This window comes from Pantoea stewartii subsp. stewartii (genome assembly GCF_008801695.1).
In the GTDB taxonomy this organism is placed as follows: domain Bacteria; phylum Pseudomonadota; class Gammaproteobacteria; order Enterobacterales; family Enterobacteriaceae; genus Pantoea; species Pantoea stewartii.
The window spans coordinates 1-17,146 of record NZ_VZPF01000092.1 but is presented as its reverse complement, the minus strand read 5'-3'; the positions used below and the strand labels follow the sequence as shown (position 1 = coordinate 17,146).

Below are 17,146 nucleotides of genomic sequence, written 5' to 3'. Positions count from 1 at the left end.
CATACGCAAGCATGTAACGCATTGATTTTATGTTATCTGAAACAACCGTTTTCATAGTACCACAGCATAAAATCCATTTATTCAACAAAGCCTACCACAGCATAAAATCCATTTATTCAACAAAGCCGGTAAACTCGTAAAATAATTGGATTAAACCACCATCTACGAATCTGAAATTGTAGAATCCGGCGTCAAAAATAGCTTGATATAACTCCTTGTATCTCATGCTTTTTAGTGCGATGGAAAGATCTTCAACGCCTTCAATACCAATAACCTTATATCCTTGCACGTTTTTCATGCAGGGGAATTTCTCTTTATCGGTGATTGAAGAATCAATCACCTTCGAAGTTAGTTCGTAAATCTCTTTAATTATTGCCTTGGATTTAATCATTGCAATCTCCCGATTTATAAACCCAAAGCCTTTCTGAGTTTTTCTAAAACCTCAGGGGGGCTTTGTTGAATAAATGGATTTTATGCTGTGGTACTATGAAAACGGTTGTTTCAGATAACATAAAATCAATGCGTTACATGCTTGCGTATGACGGTGTTCTGTCTGGCATCAGCGTTTTCTACCAAAACAGTGCAGACAAAACAGAATGATTACCTATTATTCAACAAAGCCCCGCTCGATGGCTGTTTCAGCCCGGACAAAAAAAAGCTGCTGATCACGCATGATGACAATAAGACGTTAAGCGTGATTGATTTGATGCGCCAGACCGTGGTGATGACCGCAGAAGTGGGCGCGGGTTATGAAACGCTGAGCTACTTCCAGATCGATTAAATAAACGGGCGATGATAAATCGCGGAACTCCAGTGACGGCTGCTGGCATGCTTTTCGGCCTGCCAGCCACGCTTACGCAGTTCGCGGGCAATCATTTTGTTCATAATGCCGTGACCCAGCAATAAAACCGTGCCTTTCTCCGATAAGGCGATCAGCCTGTCAGCGGCGCGCGACGCCCGTTCGCGCGCATGTTGTAGTGATTCGGTCTCGCCCGCGTAACCACACAACCACATCGCACGCAGAATGGCCTGCCAGACAAATGTGGGTAACTGAAGGCGATCGGCCCGCAGTAGCGGAATGCCGACTTCACTGAACAGCGCATCGACATGATGGGGGCGCAGCCCCAGGTGCGCCAGCGATGAGTGGGCGCGGGGTAACGGACTGCAGACGACAACCGCGGCGTTGCGCGCGATATTGATGCTGCGTTCAGGCGGCCCATCGCTGACCAGCGAAAGATCATAGGCTTCGCACCAGTCCGCCATGCCCTGCGCACTCAAACGGCGGGCAAAAGGGTGGGCGGGTTTGCCGTGTCGCATCAGGATAATGGTCATAACGTGTAAACAGCGTCCTCCAGGTCAGGTGCGGACAGGGCTCTGCGCGACTGTACGCGATACAAACGTGGTGCGTTGTCATTTTGCAGTCACACCAGTATGCGACAACAGCATCTGATGAAAGGTTCTGACGGCCAGTTTGGCTTAATGATAAAAGAAAAGTGAACCGGGTCTAGCGTTATGCTGTTTTTTTGCGCGTCAGGTTACATTTAACCCTCTGATTTTGCGTTAAAAATAGCATCCGATGCAGCTTGATACTAAAGAAAATCTAACAAATTTTCTCAAGTGCTATTGATTTATCTACGCGCGTAGATACACTAGCTTCCAGTGATTGCTCTCGGTGCCCGATGCACGGTAGGCCGATCGAGGAACAAGTTACATTCGCCAGACTTATACGACCGCTGAAAAATACAGCGGCGAAGCTCGCGATACTGCGGATTCCAACACCAGGGAATCTTTTAACTTTCCTTTCATCATGGTTAGCCAACTGAATGTCGCCACCAGAGCGATTCTTCTGCTTACAGTCAGGGAATTGTCTCTCGGAATGGCATTTATCTATCTGCATATTTTCAAGGGACAGCGTTTATGACGGCACAGCACTCCGTTACGACACAGGCATCACTGCCTTCTACCTCCGCCGCAGATGAGCGGTTTAACACCTCAGCCGGCCGCAAAGATTTTTGGCGCGCTACGGTTTCCTGTTGGTTAGGCACGGCAATGGAGTATGCAGATTTTGCGCTCTATGGCCTGGCTGCGGGCATCATTTTTGGTGATGTCTTTTTCCCCGAACAAACGCCCGCGATGGCACTGCTTGCCAGTTTTGCCACCTGGTCCGTTGGGTTTATTGCCCGTCCGATCGGTGCCCTGTTTTTCGGCTGGCTGGGCGATCGTAAAGGCCGCAAGGTCGTCATGGTCACCACCATTATCCTGATGGGCGCCTCCACCACGTTGATTGGGCTGATTCCCAGCTATGCTTCGATTGGCATCTGGGCGCCGGCCTGCCTGGTGCTGTTACGCTTCAGTCAGGGCTTTGGGGCGGGTGCCGAACTCTCAGGCGGAACCGTTATGCTGGGTGAATATGCACCGGTCAGGCGCCGTGGCCTGGTGTCATCGGTCATTGCACTCGGCTCTAACAGCGGCACGTTGCTGGCCTCGCTGGTCTGGCTGCTGGTGGTGCAAATGGACAAGCAGAGTCTGCTGGAGTGGGGATGGCGCATTCCGTTCCTGAGCAGTGCGGTGATCGCTCTGGTGGCCTTGTGGATCCGTCGTAATCTGCGTGAAACACCGGTATTCGAGCGTAAGAAAGCAGAGCTTGCCGAAACGCGCGCCCAGGTGATTGCCGCGCATCGTTCTGAAGCGGATACACGCCCGTTCTTTCAGCGCACACGTGCCTTCTGGACAATGGTCGGGCTGCGCATCGGTGAAAACGGCCCCTCTTATCTGGCCCAGGGCTTTATTGTGGGCTATGTCGCCAAGGTGCTGATGGTAGATAAATCCGTGCCCACCACGGCGGTGTTTATCGCCTCATTGCTGGGGTTCCTGATTATTCCGTTTGCAGGCTGGCTGTCTGACCGTTTTGGTCGCCGTGTGGTTTATCGCATGTTCTGCCTGCTGCTGATGATCTATGCCTGGCCTGCTTTTACCCTGCTGGATACGCGTGAACCGGCCATCGTGATTCCGGTGATTGTGGTCGGCATGGCGCTGGCTTCTCTGGGCATCTTTGGCGTACAGGCGGCCTGGGGCGTGGAGATGTTCGGCGTGAATCACCGTTATACCAAGATGGCGGTCGCGAAAGAGCTGGGTTCTATTATTTCAGGCGGCACCGCCCCGTTAGTTGCGGCGGCCATGCTCTCTTATACCGGACACTGGTGGTCGATCGCCGTCTATTTTTCCGTGATGGCCACGATTGGTTTCCTGACTACGTTTGTGGCACCGGAAACACGTGGGCGCGACCTTAACCTGCCAGAGGACGCTATCTGAAACAGGCTATGCTAAAGGCAGTGCACGTTAAGTGAGGAAGGGGAAGTGGCGAAACAGGTGAAAACCGCCGTGACGCGGAGTGACGTTGCTAAAGCTGCCGGGACCTCCGTCGCTGTGGTGAGTTATGTCATCAATAATGGCCCGCGTCCGGTTGCGGACGCGACCCGGCAACGGGTACTGGCGGCAATAGAGCAGACCGGCTATCGCCCGAATGCCGCCGCGCGTGCCCTGGCGTCAGGGAATACCAAAACGTTTGGTCTGGTGGTGCCCAATATCAGTAACCCCTTCGTCGCTTCCATGGCGCATATGCTGCTTCAGGAGTCGCTCAACCACGGCCATGTGATGCTGCTGGGTGATGCCGGCGACGATCGCAAGCGTGAACTGGAGCTGATTCAGGGGCTGCTGAACCGTCAGGTCGACGGTCTGTTTTACACCAGTGTCGATCGCCATCCTTTCATCTATATCATCAAAGCCAGCGGGACACCGCTGGTCATGCTGGATCGGGTCGATCCACAACCCGGTGTCAGCATGCTGCGGGTAGATGAGCGTGACGCGGCGTTTCAGGTGACGTCGCATTTACTCAGCCATGGCTATCAGCAGGTCGGGATGATCAGCGGTCCCCGGGACATGCTGAATGCGCAGGATCGTATTCAGGGCTGGCGCGATGCGCTGCGGGCGTATGGTTTGCCAGCCGATGATGCCAACATTTTCCCCGCAACCTATACACGTGAGGGCGGCTATCAGGCTGCTTTACGTATGATTGCCAGTAAACGGGTGCCGCGCGCCCTGTTTGCCAGCAACGAAGGTCAGGCGATTGGCTGTATTCGCGCCTTCAGCCAGCATGGCCTTCGTGTGCCGGACGATGTGGCCCTGGTCTGTTTTAACGGAACCGATCAATCCGCCTACCATGTTCCGGCATTAACCACCGTGCGCCAGCCGGTTAAAGAGATGGCTCGCTGTGCGATTCATATGCTGAAAGCGTGGAATGGCGAGGCACGGATTGAAGCATTCCCACACCAACTTGAGATTGGTGAATCTTGTGGCTGTCGGCCATCAGAACAAAACAAATAAAGCGACCTAATGAAAAGACTGATTATTGATTGTGATCCGGGGAACGGGATTGCCGGGGCCAATACTGATGATGGCCTGGCCCTTTCCCTGGCGTTAGCCTCACCAGGGCTCTCGCTGGAGTTAATTACGACGGTCGCCGGGAATACCCCGAGTGATGTCGGTGCACGAGTCGCTAAAGACTTAATGGCGCGGCTGGGCTGTGCGGTTCCTGTCGTACAGGGGGCTACGCGGGCGTTGTGCGAAGACCCTGCGCCCTGGCGCGCGCTGCTGGATAAGCGGGTCGAACAACTCGACCTGATGGCGTTATGGCAGGGCGTTCCTCAGCCTGCGGCATTACCGGCTGACGGAAACGATGCTGCTGAGGCGATGGGGCAGCTCATCTGTGATAATCCCGGCGAGATCACCCTGATTGCGATTGGCCCGTTGACCAATGTGGCGCTGGCCATGCAGCGTTTTCCCGCAATGGCCGAATCGGTAGCCGAGATTGTGATTATGGGGGGTGTCTTTGCGCTGGAAGACTACATCAAAGACACGAATTTCGGTGTGGATCCCGAGGCGGCTCATCAGGTGTTGCACAGCGGTGCCGCCATTACCCTGGTGCCGATGGATGTGACAACACAAACCATGCTGACCCAGGCCGATCTCAAACGTCTTACCCGGCATGCTCATCCGCTGACCCGTTTCGTGCGGGAGACGTTGCAGCCCTGGATAGATTATTCAATGCAGACCCGGCATCTGCCAGGTTGCTGGATTCATGATGCGCTGGTTGTCGCCTGGTTGCTTAATCAGCGTGTCGCCTGGGGCACGGATTACCGGGTCGATATTGAGCTCCGTCCGGGAGCCACACGCGGGAAAAGCTGGCGTTATCGTCAACCCCTGCGGCTGGATGTCGGTATCCCACCGGACAGCGGTGCGCTGGTACATGTGCTGCACAGTGTGGATAACGCTCTTTTGCTGTCCATCATTGAGTCGGCATTTCAACAGCTTCCTGAATAACGTACAGGCGATTCGTCGCCTGACCTGCTGGCAGGAAGTCAGACACGCTTTCTTACAGCCTGATCCACTGCCTCACAATTACGCAATACGCTCTCCTCCTAAACATGATGTATACATTTGATTAACAATCACATCACTCTTCGTTAGCCACCAGAAAATTTTTGGGCGGAGCGCCAGAGTGTCTCAGAGAGGAGACTTGTATGCTTGACTGGACATCGACCCAGCGCAATGTGGCTTTCGCCTGTTTTGCCAGTTGGCCGCTGGACGCTTTCGACTTTTTTATTCTGGTGTTTGTCCTGAGTAATCTTGCTCAGTACTTCCATAATTCCGTCACCGACGTGTCGGTCGCTATCATGCTGACGCTGGCGGTGCGCCCGCTGGGTGCCTTACTGTTTGGCCGGATGGCGGAAAAATATGGCCGCAAGCCCATCCTGATGCTGAATATCGTCTTTTTCTCGGCGTTTGAGCTGTTGTCCGCCTGGTCACCCACCTTCACCGCATTTCTGGCCTTTCGTGTTTTCTACGGTATTGCCATGGGCGGAATCTGGGGCGTGGCATCCTCGCTGGCGATGGAGACGATACCCGATCGTTCACGCGGTCTGATGTCGGGACTGTTCCAGGCGGGTTATCCCTGTGGCTATTTGCTGGCGTCCATCGTGTTCGGTCTGGTTTTCGACATGGTAGGCTGGCGCGGCATGTTTCTTATCGGCGCTGTCCCGATTCTGTTGTTGCCGTTCATCTACTTTAAAGTCCCGGAATCCCCGGTCTGGCTGGCCGCGCGTGAACGTAAAGAAAGCAGTGCCCTGATGCCCGTCCTGCGCCAGCACTGGAAAATATGTATTTACATGGTGCTGCTGATGGCCTGTTTTAACTTTTTCAGCCACGGCACGCAGGATCTGTATCCGACTTTCCTCAAAGTGCAGCATCAGTTTGATGCGCACACGGTCAGTATTATTGCTATCGCCTACAACATCGCTGCGATGCTGGGGGGCATTTTCTTCGGTACGCTGTCAGAACGCATTGGGCGCAAGCGAGCCATTATTATCGCGGCGCTGCTGACGCTGCCTGTGTTGCCGTTGTGGGCCTTTTCCAGCGGTTCCTGGACGATTGGTCTTGGTGCCTTCCTGATGCAGTTTATGGTGCAGGGCGCCTGGGGCGTGATCCCGACTTACCTGAACGAACTGGTTCCGGGAAACGCAAGAGCAGTGTTGCCCGGCTTTGTTTATCAGTTGGGGAATCTCATTGCGTCCGTCAACGCGACGCTACAGTCGCGCATTGCTGAAGCGCATGGCGGCAATTACGGTCTCGGTATGGCCATTGTAGCCGGGACGGTGGCAGTATTGATTTGCCTGTTTGTCGCCTTTGGCCGGGAAACGCGCGGCATGACAATTTCGGGAACGGTGGCAAAGCAGACGCACTAGCGCGTTTCACAGACATCTACCCATTTTGCCGCAGTGAGTTCAGCCATTTGCTGCGGCGAAATGCGGACAGCGCTGTGAATCGATCCTGCGGCAGGCAACACTTCATCAAAGCTTTTTAACGAGATATCGCAATACACGGTCACCGGGTTTTCCAGGCCAAAAGGGCAGACGCCGCCCACAGGATGCCCGGTCCAGCTAATCACTTCGTCCACACTCAACATGCGCGCTTTCGCACCCATCACCGCTTTCAGCTTACGATTATCTAACCGTGCATCACCGCGTGTGACCACCAGGATCACCTCATTTTTCACTTTGAGTGACAGCGTTTTCGCAATTTGTCCCGGTTCAACACCGTGAACACGTGCCGCCATTTCTACCGTTGCCGTACTGTATGGCATCTCAATGATGTCTATTTCCGGCGCACGCTCGGCAAAAAACTGGCGTACAGACTCCAGGCTCATTTTTTACTCCCGACTAATCGAAGGCGTAGAAATTGCCATAAGCCCGCGGTGGTGTAAACGGCAGAGCGAAAGAATAGGTAACAGAATGCATAACGGTACGTTAACAGAGAGCTATGGCCGTCAGGCCGGGGACAGACAGCCCCCGGTGATGTACGTGCCGACGGCTGGTGGTCCTGCGACCCGGCTCGGCGGTTAGCCGATCTCGCTGACGGTATTGTGAAGTACGGGGAGATCTTCCCAGGCGAGGATGGTATTGCGCCCCTGATTTTTTGCCACGTAAAGCGCACGGTCGGCGTTCGCAACCGCCTGATCAAATTCATCATCGTAAATAGGGGCAATGCCTGCGCTGATAGTCACATGCGTAGAAACGCGCTCATTAAACATATGCGGTATTTCCAGGTTGACGACATATTGCCGAATACGTTCAGCCAGTTTCATGGCAATCGAGGCATTCACATTGGTCATCAGCACAAGAAATTCTTCGCCGCCATAACGGGTTACCACATCACGTGACCGAACGGCGTCACGAATAGCGACGGAAACGCGGGCCAGCGCCTGATCGCCCATCGCGTGGCCGTAATTATCGTTGTAGGCCTTAAAATGGTCGATATCAAGCAATAACACATAATGGCTGCCCGCATGATTATCCAGAATGTTATCAAGGCGGTTCTTCAGTCCGCGGCGGTTATATAAACCGGTTAACGGATCGAGCATACTGAGATCGCTAAACGATTCTTTCTCTTCATATAATTGATACATTAAGCGCAGTGTAAAATCTTCCGAACGTCGGCGCATTAAATGTTGTAAAGAAAACCCGATCAGCGGCAGGGCAATGGTCAATAAAATCAAGGGCAAATGCTGTCCGTGATCCAGCATCAGCACGGTGAGCATTGCGGGCGTGATGTGCAAACAAAACGCCACTAAATAATCGCTTAAGGCAATCGCACTGATAAAAAAAACGCACAGCAGACTGACAATCAGAAATCCACCATCCGTCAAAGAAACAAACTGGTAGCGGTGCTGAATATGCCACGCCCATAACCCGCCTAAAATCAACGCCACAGGATTTAACAGGGGTAATTTTAGTTTTGCCTTTATTAAACACGTGGCCAGCATCGTCATACTGAAGAAAGCCACCATAATCACCGGTACAGTAACTTGTGTTTCATTGTTTTCTGCTAAAGGGAGCAGACAAAATAGTGAAACTGCAGCGTTTAAAAACAAAAAGAGCATGAAAGAAAGGCGGTATTTGCTGTGTTTCAATTCATCATAAGATTCTATTTTCATTATTGATACTCGTGACGGCCCTGAAATAACAAAGCAAAAGCCGGCAAATGATTTCAGCCGATCGACAGATTTAATATTGCTGTTATAAATTGTGTAATCAGCCGCAATTTAGCATTTTCTTGTTTCTCTGTCATCTTCCCGCCGGGCCACAAAAAACAAGCTGCGCATTGAGAATAGTTATCATATGATAATGGGAATGGTTATCATCCATGTGATCAGGTACTGTCCTGATAGCGATGACAGATGAGGAGACGATGATGCGCGGGATAAAACTGGACAGTGCATGGGCGGGCGTACTGGCCTGTGCGGTAATACCAGCTATGACGCTGTGGCAACCCAGCTTCGGGCAGTGGCGTATGATGATGTTGGTGGCGTTACTGCTGACAGTGCTGATGCTGTTTAATCAGCGGATGCGGCATTATGTGTTACTGCCTTCCTGTCTGGCGCTGGCGAGCGTGCTGGCGGCGATTAGCGTGAGATTAACCGGATAGTAACAGTAAAAAGGGAGCAGAAGAAAAAGAGAGGGAGGACAACGTTGGTGCGAAGAGAGGGACTTGAACCCTCACGTCCGTTAAGACACTAACACCTGAAGCTAGCGCGTCTACCAATTCCGCCACCTTCGCATCCTGTTGTCTTTTCATATCACCGCATTGGTGCGAAGAGAGGGACTTGAACCCTCACGTCCGTTAAGACACTAACACCTGAAGCTAGCGCGTCTACCAATTCCGCCACCTTCGCGCAGTGCTCGCGATATGAAATCTGTGATTTTGGTGCGAAGAGAGGGACTTGAACCCTCACGTCCGTTAAGACACTAACACCTGAAGCTAGCGCGTCTACCAATTCCGCCACCTTCGCATACCCGTAATACGTTACCGTATTACAACCACGGAGGCGCATTTTAGAGATTTTACTCAATGCGTCAACACATATTTCGCCAGACGGAAACGATCGCTGCAAAAAGCAACGTTTTCAGCCTGGCAACACGCAAAAAGGGCGAAAAAGGCAGAAAAAAGATTAACGGGCTTTCGCACCGCGACCGTAAACGGCACGGTAAACTTTGAAGCGACCGGTCTGCGCCAGCACTTCATGATTGCCAAAGGTTTCGTCCAGCACCTGGGGATAAGGCAGGAAGGCATTCGCCACAATGCGCAGTTCTCCGCCGCTGTTAAGGTGCTTAACGGCACCACGAATCAGCGTTTGTGCTGCATCCAGGCTGGTCTGGGTGCCTTCATGAAACGGCGGGTTGGAGATAATCATGTCAAAGCGCCCGGTGACATCGGAAAAGACGTTACTGGCAAACACTTCGCCTTCCAGACCGTTAGCGGCCAGGGTGGCTTTGCTGGCCTCGATTGCGGCGGCATGGACATCGCATAACCACAGGCGCACTTTGGGCGAATGCGCCGGTAACGACGCCGCAATCACGCCTGCACCACAGCCGATATCCAGCACTTTGCCTTTGGTATGGGGCGTGAATGTTGAAAGCAGTAACGCGCTGCCGGCATCCAGGCCGTCGCGGCTGAAAACGCCAGGTAAGGTATGGATGGTCAGGTCATTCAGCTGATAGCGGTTGCCAAAGGGCGAAGCATCAAAGGCGGGCTGCTTCTCCAGACGTCCGTGATAAAGACCGCAGCGACGCGCACTGTCGATTTTTTCCAGGGTCACCCACTGCTCCAGCATGCCTTCTGCGCTGCGCACGCCGCTGCGGTTCTCACCGACGACAAACACATCACAGCCGACGGGCAGTAACGACAGCAGGTTCTGCAACTGAAACTGCACTTCAGGTTTGTTTTTGGTCCAGAAGTAAACCAGCGTATCGCAACCCTGCACATCGTCGGCCTGCGCAACCAGTCCATAACGCGCCTGGTCGCCCAGGCGGCGGCTCAGGTTTTGCCAGTGATGATATTGTTGGGTATGCACACGGGAAGAGGCGGTCTCCAGCTGTGCGGGCAGGTCATCCTGCAGGTCGCCAGCAAATAAAACGTGGCGGGTGGAAAATTCATCACTGTGGCGCAGAATGACTTCACTGGCCGGGGTAAAAGCAGACATGTCGGGCTCCTGTAAGATCTGAGCGGAGATTATAGTGGTTTGTTGGCGCATGTTCGATGGGTTTGCTAGCATAGCGTCGCATTCCGCGAGCAAAGCAGGTATACCATGACGTCCAGGCGCGACTGGCTTTTACAGCAAATGGGGATAACGCAATATCAACTGCGCCGCCCGCGCGTGCTCCAGGGCGAAATCGCCGTGCGGCTTTTGCCGGATACCCAACTGATTATCGTGGCGGAAAATCCGCCCGGTTTGCAGGAGCCTTTCCTGCGAGATGTTCTGCACACGCTCGGTCTGAAACCCACGCAGGTCATGACCGTTACGCCGGATCAGCTGCAAATGCTGCCGGAAACGTTGAACTGTGCAGGGTGGTTGCTGGGCGTTGAGAGCGAGCAATCCTTTAACGGCGTGGCGTTATCGAGCGCCTCTTTCAATGAACTCCTGAGTAGCGGTGCCGCCCGGCGCGCGCTCTGGCAACAAATGTGTGAACATGACAGCCATTTCTTTTCTCACGCCTGACGCGATTCCCCAGGCTTTCGCGATTGAGTGCCGTAGCCATGCGTTTCCATGGCGCGAAGAGACCTTTATCAGCAACCAGGGCGAGCGGTTTCTCAACCTGCGGCTGGATGTCGAGGGCCAGATGGCCGCCTTTGCCATTACCCAGGTGGTGCTGGATGAAGCTTCGCTGTTTAATATCGCTGTCGATCCGGCGTATCAACGGCGCGGCTTCGGGCGGGCGCTGCTGCAGCATTTAATCGATCAACTGCTTGCACGCGATGTGATGACGCTGTGGCTGGAGGTGCGTGCGTCCAATGCACCGGCCATCGCGCTGTACGAACAGCTGGATTTCAACCAGGTCAGCCGCCGTCCCAACTATTACCCTTGCGCCAGTGGCCGTGAAGATGCCTTGATCATGGCGCTGACGCTGTAGCCGCTTGTAAGGAATGTCGATGTTAGATAACTGGGATTGCATTCTGTTTGATGCAGATGACACGCTGTTTCACTTTGATTCGTATGCCGGCCTGCAACGCCTGTTTGCCGGGTACGATGTCCGGTTTACCGACCAGGATTTTGCAGATTACCAGGCGGTCAACAAGCCATTATGGGTGGAATACCAGAATGGCCAGTTATCCGCACTGGAACTTCAGACTCGCCGCTTTGCCGGCTGGGGGCAAAAACTGAGCGTGGCGCCGGCCATTCTTAACGATGGCTTTCTGTCAGCGATGGCGGAAATTTGCCTGCCGCTGGAGGGCGCAGACAGCCTGATGACGCTGCTGCACGGCCGCGTCAAAATGGGCATCATTACCAACGGCTTTACCGCCCTGCAGCAGCGCCGTCTGGAGCGTACCGGCTTTCTTGATTACTTCTCTGCGCTGGTGGTGTCAGAAGAAGTGGGCGTGCCTAAGCCTGACGCCAGAATCTTTGACTATGCGCTCGCGCAGCTGGGAAACCCACCGCGCGATCGGGTGCTGATGGTCGGCGATACGCCGGAATCCGATATCCTTGGCGGCATGAATGCCGGTATTAAAACCTGTTGGGTTGACCATGGGACGCGCCCCTTGCCTGACGCAATTAAACCCGACTGGCGGGTGAACACGTTATCAGAGCTGGAAGCGCTGCTCAGAGGCTGACTATCGCCCGAAGTGCAACGTCAGTAAGGCCCGTGAAACGGGCCTTTTACATTGGGCTAAGCGTTAAGGAAAGCAGGAGAGGGCTGTCAGACGTTGACCTGTAAATCCTTCCGTCACGCGGAAGGTTTCGCGGCGTCGTCTTTTTTCTCGTCCTCTTCGTCATCCTCTTTCACAGGCGTACTGGCCGTGAGCAGAAACGGAGACTGCTGCCAGCGCGTGCGACGGTCGCGCAGTAACGTGCGACTCAGGATGATGCCAATGGCCAGCGCCAGCAGCATCATCAGGCGCAGAATATTGGTGGTGTTATCTACCTGGCGTGATTCGGTGACCAGCACGTGCGTATCCAGCGTAATGCGCAGAAAGCCAGCAGGGCCATTGCTGCCGCTGAGCGGCTGGACAATTTGATGATTAAAGTAACTGCCCGCGCGCTTGCCATCCAGCGCCAGCCGATCGCGCACGTTGATATTTTCGCCGCTGTGCGCCACCAGGCTGCCATCGCCTGCATAGACGGACGCATCCAGAATACGGCTGTTGTCGGTCATCTGACTGATGATGGCCTCAATCTGGCTACGATTGTCTTCGCTGTTATCCATCAAGGGTTTCAGACTGAAAGCCACTTGCCGGGTCAGCGTCTGGGCCAGCTCTTCTGCCTGTTCAGAACGGGCCATTTGATGGCCAAGGCTAAACCAGGATGCGCCTTGCATAAGCACCACTAACAGCGCCAGTGAAATCAAAACAATCACCGTGCGATGTAAGCGAAATTTCAGTGCGGTTTTAGCCATTAATTATCCGAATCACGTGACGACAGAAAGCCTGGATATTATGTTGCCAGAAGCAGCGCAGACAAGGTAGCCTCTTGCCTGGTTTTGTTGTTCCTACAGGAGCCCTGATGTCAAATCATCTTACCTGGTGCGATCTGCCTGCTGATGTCTCTCTCTGGCCGGGGTTGCCCCTTTCACTGAGCGGTGATGAAGTCATGCCGCTGGATTACCGTGCTGGCCGAACCGGCTGGTTACTCTATGGCCGCGGTCTGGATAAACAGCGTCTGACCGATTACCAGCATCAGCTTGGGGCCGCCATGGTGATCGTCAGCGCCTGGAACGTCGACGACTATCAGGTCATCCGCCTGGCGGGGTCCCTGACGCCGTTTGCCAGCAAACTGGCGCACGAGCTGGCGCTGGACGTAGCGCCGCTGGGGAAAATCCCCCACCTGAAAACGCCGGGCCTGCTGGTTATGGACATGGATTCCACCGCCATCCAAATCGAATGTATTGATGAGATAGCCAAACTGGCGGGCTGCGGCGAGCAGGTGGCAGAAGTCACCGAGCGGGCGATGCGCGGCGAGCTGGATTTTACCGCCAGCCTGCGCCAGCGCGTGGCGACGCTGAAAGGGGCGGATGCCAATATTCTTAAGCAGGTGCGCGACGAACTGCCCTTAATGTCGGGTCTGACCACGCTGACCAAAAAATTACAGGTGCTGGGCTGGCAGGTCGCGATTGCCTCAGGTGGCTTCACCTATTTTGCCGAGTTCCTGCGCGATAAGCTGCATCTGGCGGCAATAGCCGCTAATGAACTGGAAATCCGGGACGGAAAACTCACCGGCGAGGTGCTGGGTCCTGTCGTTGACGCACAGTACAAAGCAGAGACGTTGAAAAAGCTGGCGAAGCGTTTTGAGATTGCGCCAGAGCAGACCGTGGCGATCGGCGATGGTGCCAATGATTTGCTGATGATAAAAGCGTCGGCGCTGGGCATTGCTTACCATGCCAAACCGAAAGTCAATGAGCAAACCACCGTCACGATTCGCCATGCCGATTTGATGGGCGTGTTTTGCATCCTGACCGGTAGCCTGATTCACGAAGAGCGTTAACTGAGGAGTTGTTTTGGCCAAAGCGGCAAAACGCGCATTTGTCTGTAACGAGTGCGGCGCAGATTATCCACGCTGGCAGGGGCAGTGCAGCGCCTGTCACGCCTGGAACACGATTACCGAGGTGCGTATTGCGGCCTCACCGGCGGCGGCGCGCAATGAGCGCCTCAGCGGTTATGCAGGCAATGCCGGAACCAGTCGGGTGCAAAAGCTGTCCGAAATCAGTCTGGAAGCCTTGCCCCGTTTTTCGACCAGTTTTAAAGAGTTTGACCGCGTGCTGGGTGGCGGTGTGGTGCCGGGCAGTGCCATTCTGATTGGCGGTAACCCCGGCGCCGGGAAATCGACGCTGCTGTTGCAGGTGATGTGCCGTTTAGCCGAGAGCATGAAAACCCTCTACGTCACCGGTGAGGAGTCATTACAGCAGGTCGCTATGCGCGCCCATCGTCTGGGATTGCCGAGTGACAATCTGAACATGCTGTCGGAAACCAGCATTGAGCAGATCTGCCTGATTGCGGAGCAGGAGCAGCCGCAAATCATGGTGATCGACTCGATTCAGGTGATGCACATGGCGGATATCCAGTCGTCGCCGGGCAGCGTGGCGCAGGTGCGTGAAACGGCCGCCTATCTGACGCGTTTCGCTAAAACCCGTGGCGTGGCAATTATCATGGTGGGCCATGTGACCAAAGACGGATCGCTGGCCGGGCCAAAAGTTCTGGAGCACTGCATTGACTGCTCCGTTCTGCTGGACGGCGATGCCGATTCCCGCTTCCGGACGTTACGTAGCCATAAAAACCGCTTTGGTGCCGTCAATGAACTTGGCGTATTTGCCATGACCGAGCAGGGCATGCGTGAGGTGAGCAACCCGTCCGCCATTTTCCTGTCGCGTGGTGAAGAGATCACGTCCGGCAGTTCGGTCATGGTGTTATGGGAAGGCACCCGTCCTTTACTGGTGGAGATTCAGGCGCTGGTGGATCATTCGATGATGGGCAATCCGCGTCGGGTTGCGGTCGGTCTGGAACAGAACCGCCTGGCCATTCTGCTGGCAGTGCTGCATCGTCATGGCGGTTTGCAAATGGCGGATCAGGATGTGTTCGTCAACGTGGTCGGCGGCGTGAAAGTCACGGAAACCAGTGCTGACCTGGCCCTGATGCTGTCGATGGTGTCCAGCCTGCGCGATCGCCCTTTGCCGCAGGATCTGGTTATCTTTGGCGAGGTCGGACTGGCCGGAGAGATTCGTCCGGTGCCCAGCGGACAGGAGCGCATTGCTGAAGCGGCTAAACATGGCTTTAAGCGGGCGATCGTGCCGGCGGGTAACGCACCGAAAAAGCCGATTGAGGGCATGCGCGTATACAGCGCGAAGAAGCTGGCGGATGCGTTGGCTATCCTTGATGATCTCTAAGCGAGTCCGTTTGTCCGGTGGCCGTATGGTCACCGGGCAGACGACAGGCTACGCTCTTCCCCTCGTTGAACATTGCTTGCAGGAGGCACCACATGTCGGCGTTTGATTATTTAAAAACGGCGATTCGCCAGCAGGGCCACACGCTTCAACAGGTGGCCGATGCCAGTGGCATGACCAAAGGGTATTTAAGCCAACTGCTTAACGCGAAAATTAAAAGCCCCAGCGCGCAAAAGCTGGAGGCACTGCACCGTTTTCTCGGCCTGGAATTCCCCCGTCGCGATAAAAAAATAGGGGTGATTTTTGGCAAGTTTTATCCGCTCCATACTGGCCATATCTATCTGATTCAGCGCGCCTGTAGTCAGGTCGATGAGCTGCATATCATCATGGGCTACGACGAGCCGCGCGATCTCAGCCTGTTTGAAAACAGCGCCATGTCGCAGCAGCCCACCGTCAGTGATCGTCTGCGCTGGTTACTGCAAACCTTTAAGTACCAGAAAAATATTCGCATTCACGCCTTCGATGAAGAGGGGATTGAGCCCTATCCTCATGGCTGGGATGTGTGGAGCGCAGGGGTAAAGATCTTTCTGGAAGAGCAGGGGATTGCGGCAGACTGCGTCTATACCAGTGAGGCACCTGATGCTGAGATGTATCAACAGCATCTGGGCATTCAAACCATACTGATCGATCCGAACCGATCGTTTATGAATATCAGCGGCGCGCAGATTCGTCAGGATCCTTTCCGCTTCTGGGATTACATCCCCACCGAAGTGAAGCCCTTCTTTGTGCGCACCGTGGCCATTCTGGGCGGTGAGTCGAGTGGGAAATCGATGCTGGTGAATAAGCTGGCGAACATCTTTAACACGTCCAGCGCCTGGGAATATGGCCGCGACTATGTCTTTTCACATCTGGGCGGCGATGAGATGGCGCTTCAGTATTCAGACTACGACAAGATCGCGCTGGGCCATGCACAGTACATCGATTTTGCGGTGAAATATGCCAATAAAGTGGCATTTATTGATACCGATTTCGTCACGACCCAGGCATTTTGTAAAAAGTATGAAGGCCGTGAGCATCCGTTTGTTCAGGCCATGATTGACGAGTATCGCTTCGATCTGGTGATCCTGCTGGAAAACAACGTACCCTGGGTAGCGGACGGGTTACGCAGCCTGGGCAGCTCTGTCGATCGCCGCGAGTTCCAGAGCATGTTGATAGCGATGTTAGGTGAAAACAACATCGACTTTGTTCATGTGCAGGAAGAAGATTATGACGCGCGCTTCCTGCGCTGTATTGAACTGGTGAAAGGTATGCTGGGCGAACAAAGCGCCCTTTGAGGTTTTTGCCTGCACGCCGGGGCGGTGAGGGGACACCCTGCCGCTCCTCACGTCCTGTTTTCTGCGCCTGTTATTTTCCCGCCTTTTTGATTACAAAAAATAATGCTTTGCGAAATACCGCGCCCTCCAAATAACGTACGTAACATACACAAACAAAATAAAGAATTTTGAATTCCTGAGTAACATTATTTCGTATTTAAAGTGGCTTTGTTGAATAAATCATACTCAGGGCGAAAGTCTCTGTAGCTGACAGGTTTTTCAGGCAATACGTATGCTTTCTGCCATTCCTGCCTTTGTCATTCTGTTCAGCGCCCGAACCATGGCCAGAGC

18 protein-coding genes and 3 tRNA genes are annotated in these 17,146 nt (G+C 54.0%); 12 read left to right on the top strand and 9 right to left on the bottom strand.

Features of this window, described 5'->3' with window-relative positions:
- Positions 1–112: 112 nt before the first annotated feature.
- A complete protein-coding gene (locus F7Q90_RS21470; RefSeq protein WP_052310155.1) occupies positions 113–391 on the bottom strand; it encodes a DUF2290 domain-containing protein in 279 nt (92 codons plus the stop codon).
- Between the two features lie 147 nt (positions 392–538).
- Between F7Q90_RS21470 and F7Q90_RS21465 the strand changes: the two genes are divergently transcribed.
- Positions 539–781: a hypothetical protein gene (locus F7Q90_RS21465; RefSeq protein WP_044242940.1), complete on the top strand. Its 243-nt coding sequence runs from the start codon at positions 539–541 to the stop codon at positions 779–781.
- On the opposite strand, the gene F7Q90_RS21460 is transcribed toward F7Q90_RS21465, so the two are convergent.
- On the bottom strand, positions 778–1,332 hold the full coding sequence (locus F7Q90_RS21460; protein WP_006121823.1) for a histidine phosphatase family protein: 555 nt from the start codon (positions 1,330–1,332) through the stop codon (positions 778–780). The genes F7Q90_RS21465 and F7Q90_RS21460 overlap by 4 nt on opposite strands.
- A gap of 585 nt (positions 1,333–1,917) precedes the next feature.
- Here F7Q90_RS21460 and F7Q90_RS21455 point away from each other — a divergent pair.
- The 4 genes from F7Q90_RS21455 to F7Q90_RS21440 all read left to right on the top strand — a co-directional run bounded on the left by F7Q90_RS21455 (position 1,918) and on the right by F7Q90_RS21440 (position 6,800).
- Positions 1,918–3,312 (top strand): MFS transporter, encoded by a 1,395-nt coding sequence (locus F7Q90_RS21455; protein ID WP_006121824.1) that lies wholly within the window; start codon positions 1,918–1,920, stop codon positions 3,310–3,312.
- A 45-nt stretch (positions 3,313–3,357) separates the two neighbouring features.
- On the top strand, positions 3,358–4,383 hold the full coding sequence (locus F7Q90_RS21450) for a LacI family DNA-binding transcriptional regulator (RefSeq protein WP_006121825.1): 1,026 nt from the start codon (positions 3,358–3,360) through the stop codon (positions 4,381–4,383).
- A gap of 9 nt (positions 4,384–4,392) precedes the next feature.
- Complete coding sequence (locus F7Q90_RS21445) at positions 4,393–5,379, top strand: nucleoside hydrolase (RefSeq protein WP_006121826.1); 987 nt, start codon at positions 4,393–4,395, stop codon at positions 5,377–5,379.
- Between the two features lie 200 nt (positions 5,380–5,579).
- Positions 5,580–6,800, top strand: coding sequence for an MFS transporter (locus F7Q90_RS21440; protein WP_006121827.1), 1,221 nt, complete (start codon positions 5,580–5,582; stop codon positions 6,798–6,800).
- Here the strand turns inward: F7Q90_RS21440 and F7Q90_RS21435 are convergent.
- Together F7Q90_RS21435 and F7Q90_RS21430 are read right to left on the bottom strand one after the other, a co-directional pair.
- Positions 6,797–7,261, bottom strand: coding sequence for a YbaK/EbsC family protein (locus tag F7Q90_RS21435; protein WP_006121828.1), 465 nt, complete (start codon positions 7,259–7,261; stop codon positions 6,797–6,799). The two genes, F7Q90_RS21440 and F7Q90_RS21435, sit on opposite strands and share 4 nt — an antisense overlap.
- Positions 7,262–7,453: 192 nt before the next feature.
- Positions 7,454–8,548, bottom strand: a complete 1,095-nt coding sequence (locus F7Q90_RS21430) for a GGDEF domain-containing protein (protein WP_006121830.1) — start codon at positions 8,546–8,548, stop codon at positions 7,454–7,456.
- A 257-nt stretch (positions 8,549–8,805) separates the two neighbouring features.
- On the opposite strand from F7Q90_RS21430, the gene F7Q90_RS21425 reads away from it, so the two are divergent.
- Positions 8,806–9,039 carry a DUF1435 family protein gene (locus F7Q90_RS21425; protein WP_006121831.1) on the top strand — a complete coding sequence of 78 codons (234 nt, stop codon included), beginning with the start codon at positions 8,806–8,808 and terminating at the stop codon, positions 9,037–9,039.
- A gap of 45 nt (positions 9,040–9,084) precedes the next feature.
- Here F7Q90_RS21425 and F7Q90_RS21420 read toward each other — a convergent pair.
- The 4 genes from F7Q90_RS21420 to rsmC all read right to left on the bottom strand — a co-directional run bounded on the left by F7Q90_RS21420 (position 9,085) and on the right by rsmC (position 10,594).
- Positions 9,085–9,171, bottom strand: a tRNA-Leu gene (locus tag F7Q90_RS21420).
- 28 nt (positions 9,172–9,199) lie between these two features.
- Positions 9,200–9,286: transfer RNA gene (locus tag F7Q90_RS21415), tRNA-Leu, on the bottom strand.
- A gap of 30 nt (positions 9,287–9,316) precedes the next feature.
- Positions 9,317–9,403: transfer RNA gene (locus F7Q90_RS21410), tRNA-Leu, on the bottom strand.
- Positions 9,404–9,562: 159 nt separating this feature from the next.
- The gene (gene rsmC, locus F7Q90_RS21405; RefSeq protein WP_006121832.1) at positions 9,563–10,594 is read right to left on the bottom strand and encodes a 16S rRNA (guanine(1207)-N(2))-methyltransferase RsmC; all 1,032 of its coding nucleotides are present in this window, start codon (positions 10,592–10,594) and stop codon (positions 9,563–9,565) included.
- 105 nt (positions 10,595–10,699) lie between these two features.
- On the opposite strand from rsmC, the gene F7Q90_RS21400 reads away from it, so the two are divergent.
- From F7Q90_RS21400 to yjjG, 3 genes are read left to right on the top strand one after another with little or no spacing between them, the layout of a single operon-like run.
- A complete protein-coding gene (locus tag F7Q90_RS21400; protein WP_006121833.1) occupies positions 10,700–11,110 on the top strand; it encodes a DNA polymerase III subunit psi in 411 nt (136 codons plus the stop codon).
- Positions 11,082–11,522, top strand: a complete 441-nt coding sequence (gene rimI / locus F7Q90_RS21395) for a ribosomal protein S18-alanine N-acetyltransferase (protein ID WP_006121834.1) — start codon at positions 11,082–11,084, stop codon at positions 11,520–11,522. The genes F7Q90_RS21400 and rimI overlap by 29 nt, the downstream gene beginning before the upstream one ends.
- 19 nt (positions 11,523–11,541) lie before the next feature.
- Positions 11,542–12,222, top strand: coding sequence for a pyrimidine 5'-nucleotidase (gene yjjG / locus F7Q90_RS21390; RefSeq protein WP_006121835.1), 681 nt, complete (start codon positions 11,542–11,544; stop codon positions 12,220–12,222).
- Positions 12,223–12,335: 113 nt separating this feature from the next.
- Here the strand turns inward: yjjG and F7Q90_RS21385 are convergent, their stop codons facing one another.
- The gene (locus F7Q90_RS21385; RefSeq protein WP_006121836.1) at positions 12,336–13,004 is read right to left on the bottom strand and encodes a YtjB family periplasmic protein; all 669 of its coding nucleotides are present in this window, start codon (positions 13,002–13,004) and stop codon (positions 12,336–12,338) included.
- A gap of 107 nt (positions 13,005–13,111) precedes the next feature.
- Here F7Q90_RS21385 and serB point away from each other — a divergent pair, with 107 nt between their 5' ends.
- The 3 genes from serB (at position 13,112) to nadR (ending at position 16,816) form a co-directional block, all read left to right on the top strand.
- Positions 13,112–14,089, top strand: coding sequence for a phosphoserine phosphatase (gene serB / locus F7Q90_RS21380; RefSeq protein WP_006121837.1), 978 nt, complete (start codon positions 13,112–13,114; stop codon positions 14,087–14,089).
- Positions 14,090–14,102: 13 nt separating this feature from the next.
- The gene (gene radA, locus F7Q90_RS21375; protein WP_006121838.1) at positions 14,103–15,485 is read left to right on the top strand and encodes a DNA repair protein RadA; all 1,383 of its coding nucleotides are present in this window, start codon (positions 14,103–14,105) and stop codon (positions 15,483–15,485) included.
- Between the two features lie 92 nt (positions 15,486–15,577).
- Positions 15,578–16,816 (top strand): multifunctional transcriptional regulator/nicotinamide-nucleotide adenylyltransferase/ribosylnicotinamide kinase NadR, encoded by a 1,239-nt coding sequence (nadR, locus tag F7Q90_RS21370; protein ID WP_006121839.1) that lies wholly within the window; start codon positions 15,578–15,580, stop codon positions 16,814–16,816.
- Positions 16,817–17,146: the final 330 nt, after the last annotated feature.

Coding starts and splice junctions, on each gene's coding strand:
- F7Q90_RS21470 (WP_052310155.1), bottom strand. CDS start 391: ATGATTAAATCCAAGGCAATAATTAAAGAGATTTACGAACTAACTTCG.
- F7Q90_RS21465 (WP_044242940.1), top strand. CDS start 539: ATGACGGTGTTCTGTCTGGCATCAGCGTTTTCTACCAAAACAGTGCAG.
- F7Q90_RS21460 (WP_006121823.1), bottom strand. CDS start 1,332: ATGACCATTATCCTGATGCGACACGGCAAACCCGCCCACCCTTTTGCC.
- F7Q90_RS21455 (WP_006121824.1), top strand. CDS start 1,918: ATGACGGCACAGCACTCCGTTACGACACAGGCATCACTGCCTTCTACC.
- F7Q90_RS21445 (WP_006121826.1), top strand. CDS start 4,393: ATGAAAAGACTGATTATTGATTGTGATCCGGGGAACGGGATTGCCGGG.
- F7Q90_RS21440 (WP_006121827.1), top strand. CDS start 5,580: ATGCTTGACTGGACATCGACCCAGCGCAATGTGGCTTTCGCCTGTTTT.
- F7Q90_RS21435 (WP_006121828.1), bottom strand. CDS start 7,261: ATGAGCCTGGAGTCTGTACGCCAGTTTTTTGCCGAGCGTGCGCCGGAA.
- F7Q90_RS21430 (WP_006121830.1), bottom strand. CDS start 8,548: ATGAAAATAGAATCTTATGATGAATTGAAACACAGCAAATACCGCCTT.
- F7Q90_RS21425 (WP_006121831.1), top strand. CDS start 8,806: ATGCGCGGGATAAAACTGGACAGTGCATGGGCGGGCGTACTGGCCTGT.
- rsmC (WP_006121832.1), bottom strand. CDS start 10,594: ATGTCTGCTTTTACCCCGGCCAGTGAAGTCATTCTGCGCCACAGTGAT.
- F7Q90_RS21400 (WP_006121833.1), top strand. CDS start 10,700: ATGACGTCCAGGCGCGACTGGCTTTTACAGCAAATGGGGATAACGCAA.
- rimI (WP_006121834.1), top strand. CDS start 11,082: ATGACAGCCATTTCTTTTCTCACGCCTGACGCGATTCCCCAGGCTTTC.
- yjjG (WP_006121835.1), top strand. CDS start 11,542: ATGTTAGATAACTGGGATTGCATTCTGTTTGATGCAGATGACACGCTG.
- F7Q90_RS21385 (WP_006121836.1), bottom strand. CDS start 13,004: ATGGCTAAAACCGCACTGAAATTTCGCTTACATCGCACGGTGATTGTT.
- serB (WP_006121837.1), top strand. CDS start 13,112: ATGTCAAATCATCTTACCTGGTGCGATCTGCCTGCTGATGTCTCTCTC.
- nadR (WP_006121839.1), top strand. CDS start 15,578: ATGTCGGCGTTTGATTATTTAAAAACGGCGATTCGCCAGCAGGGCCAC.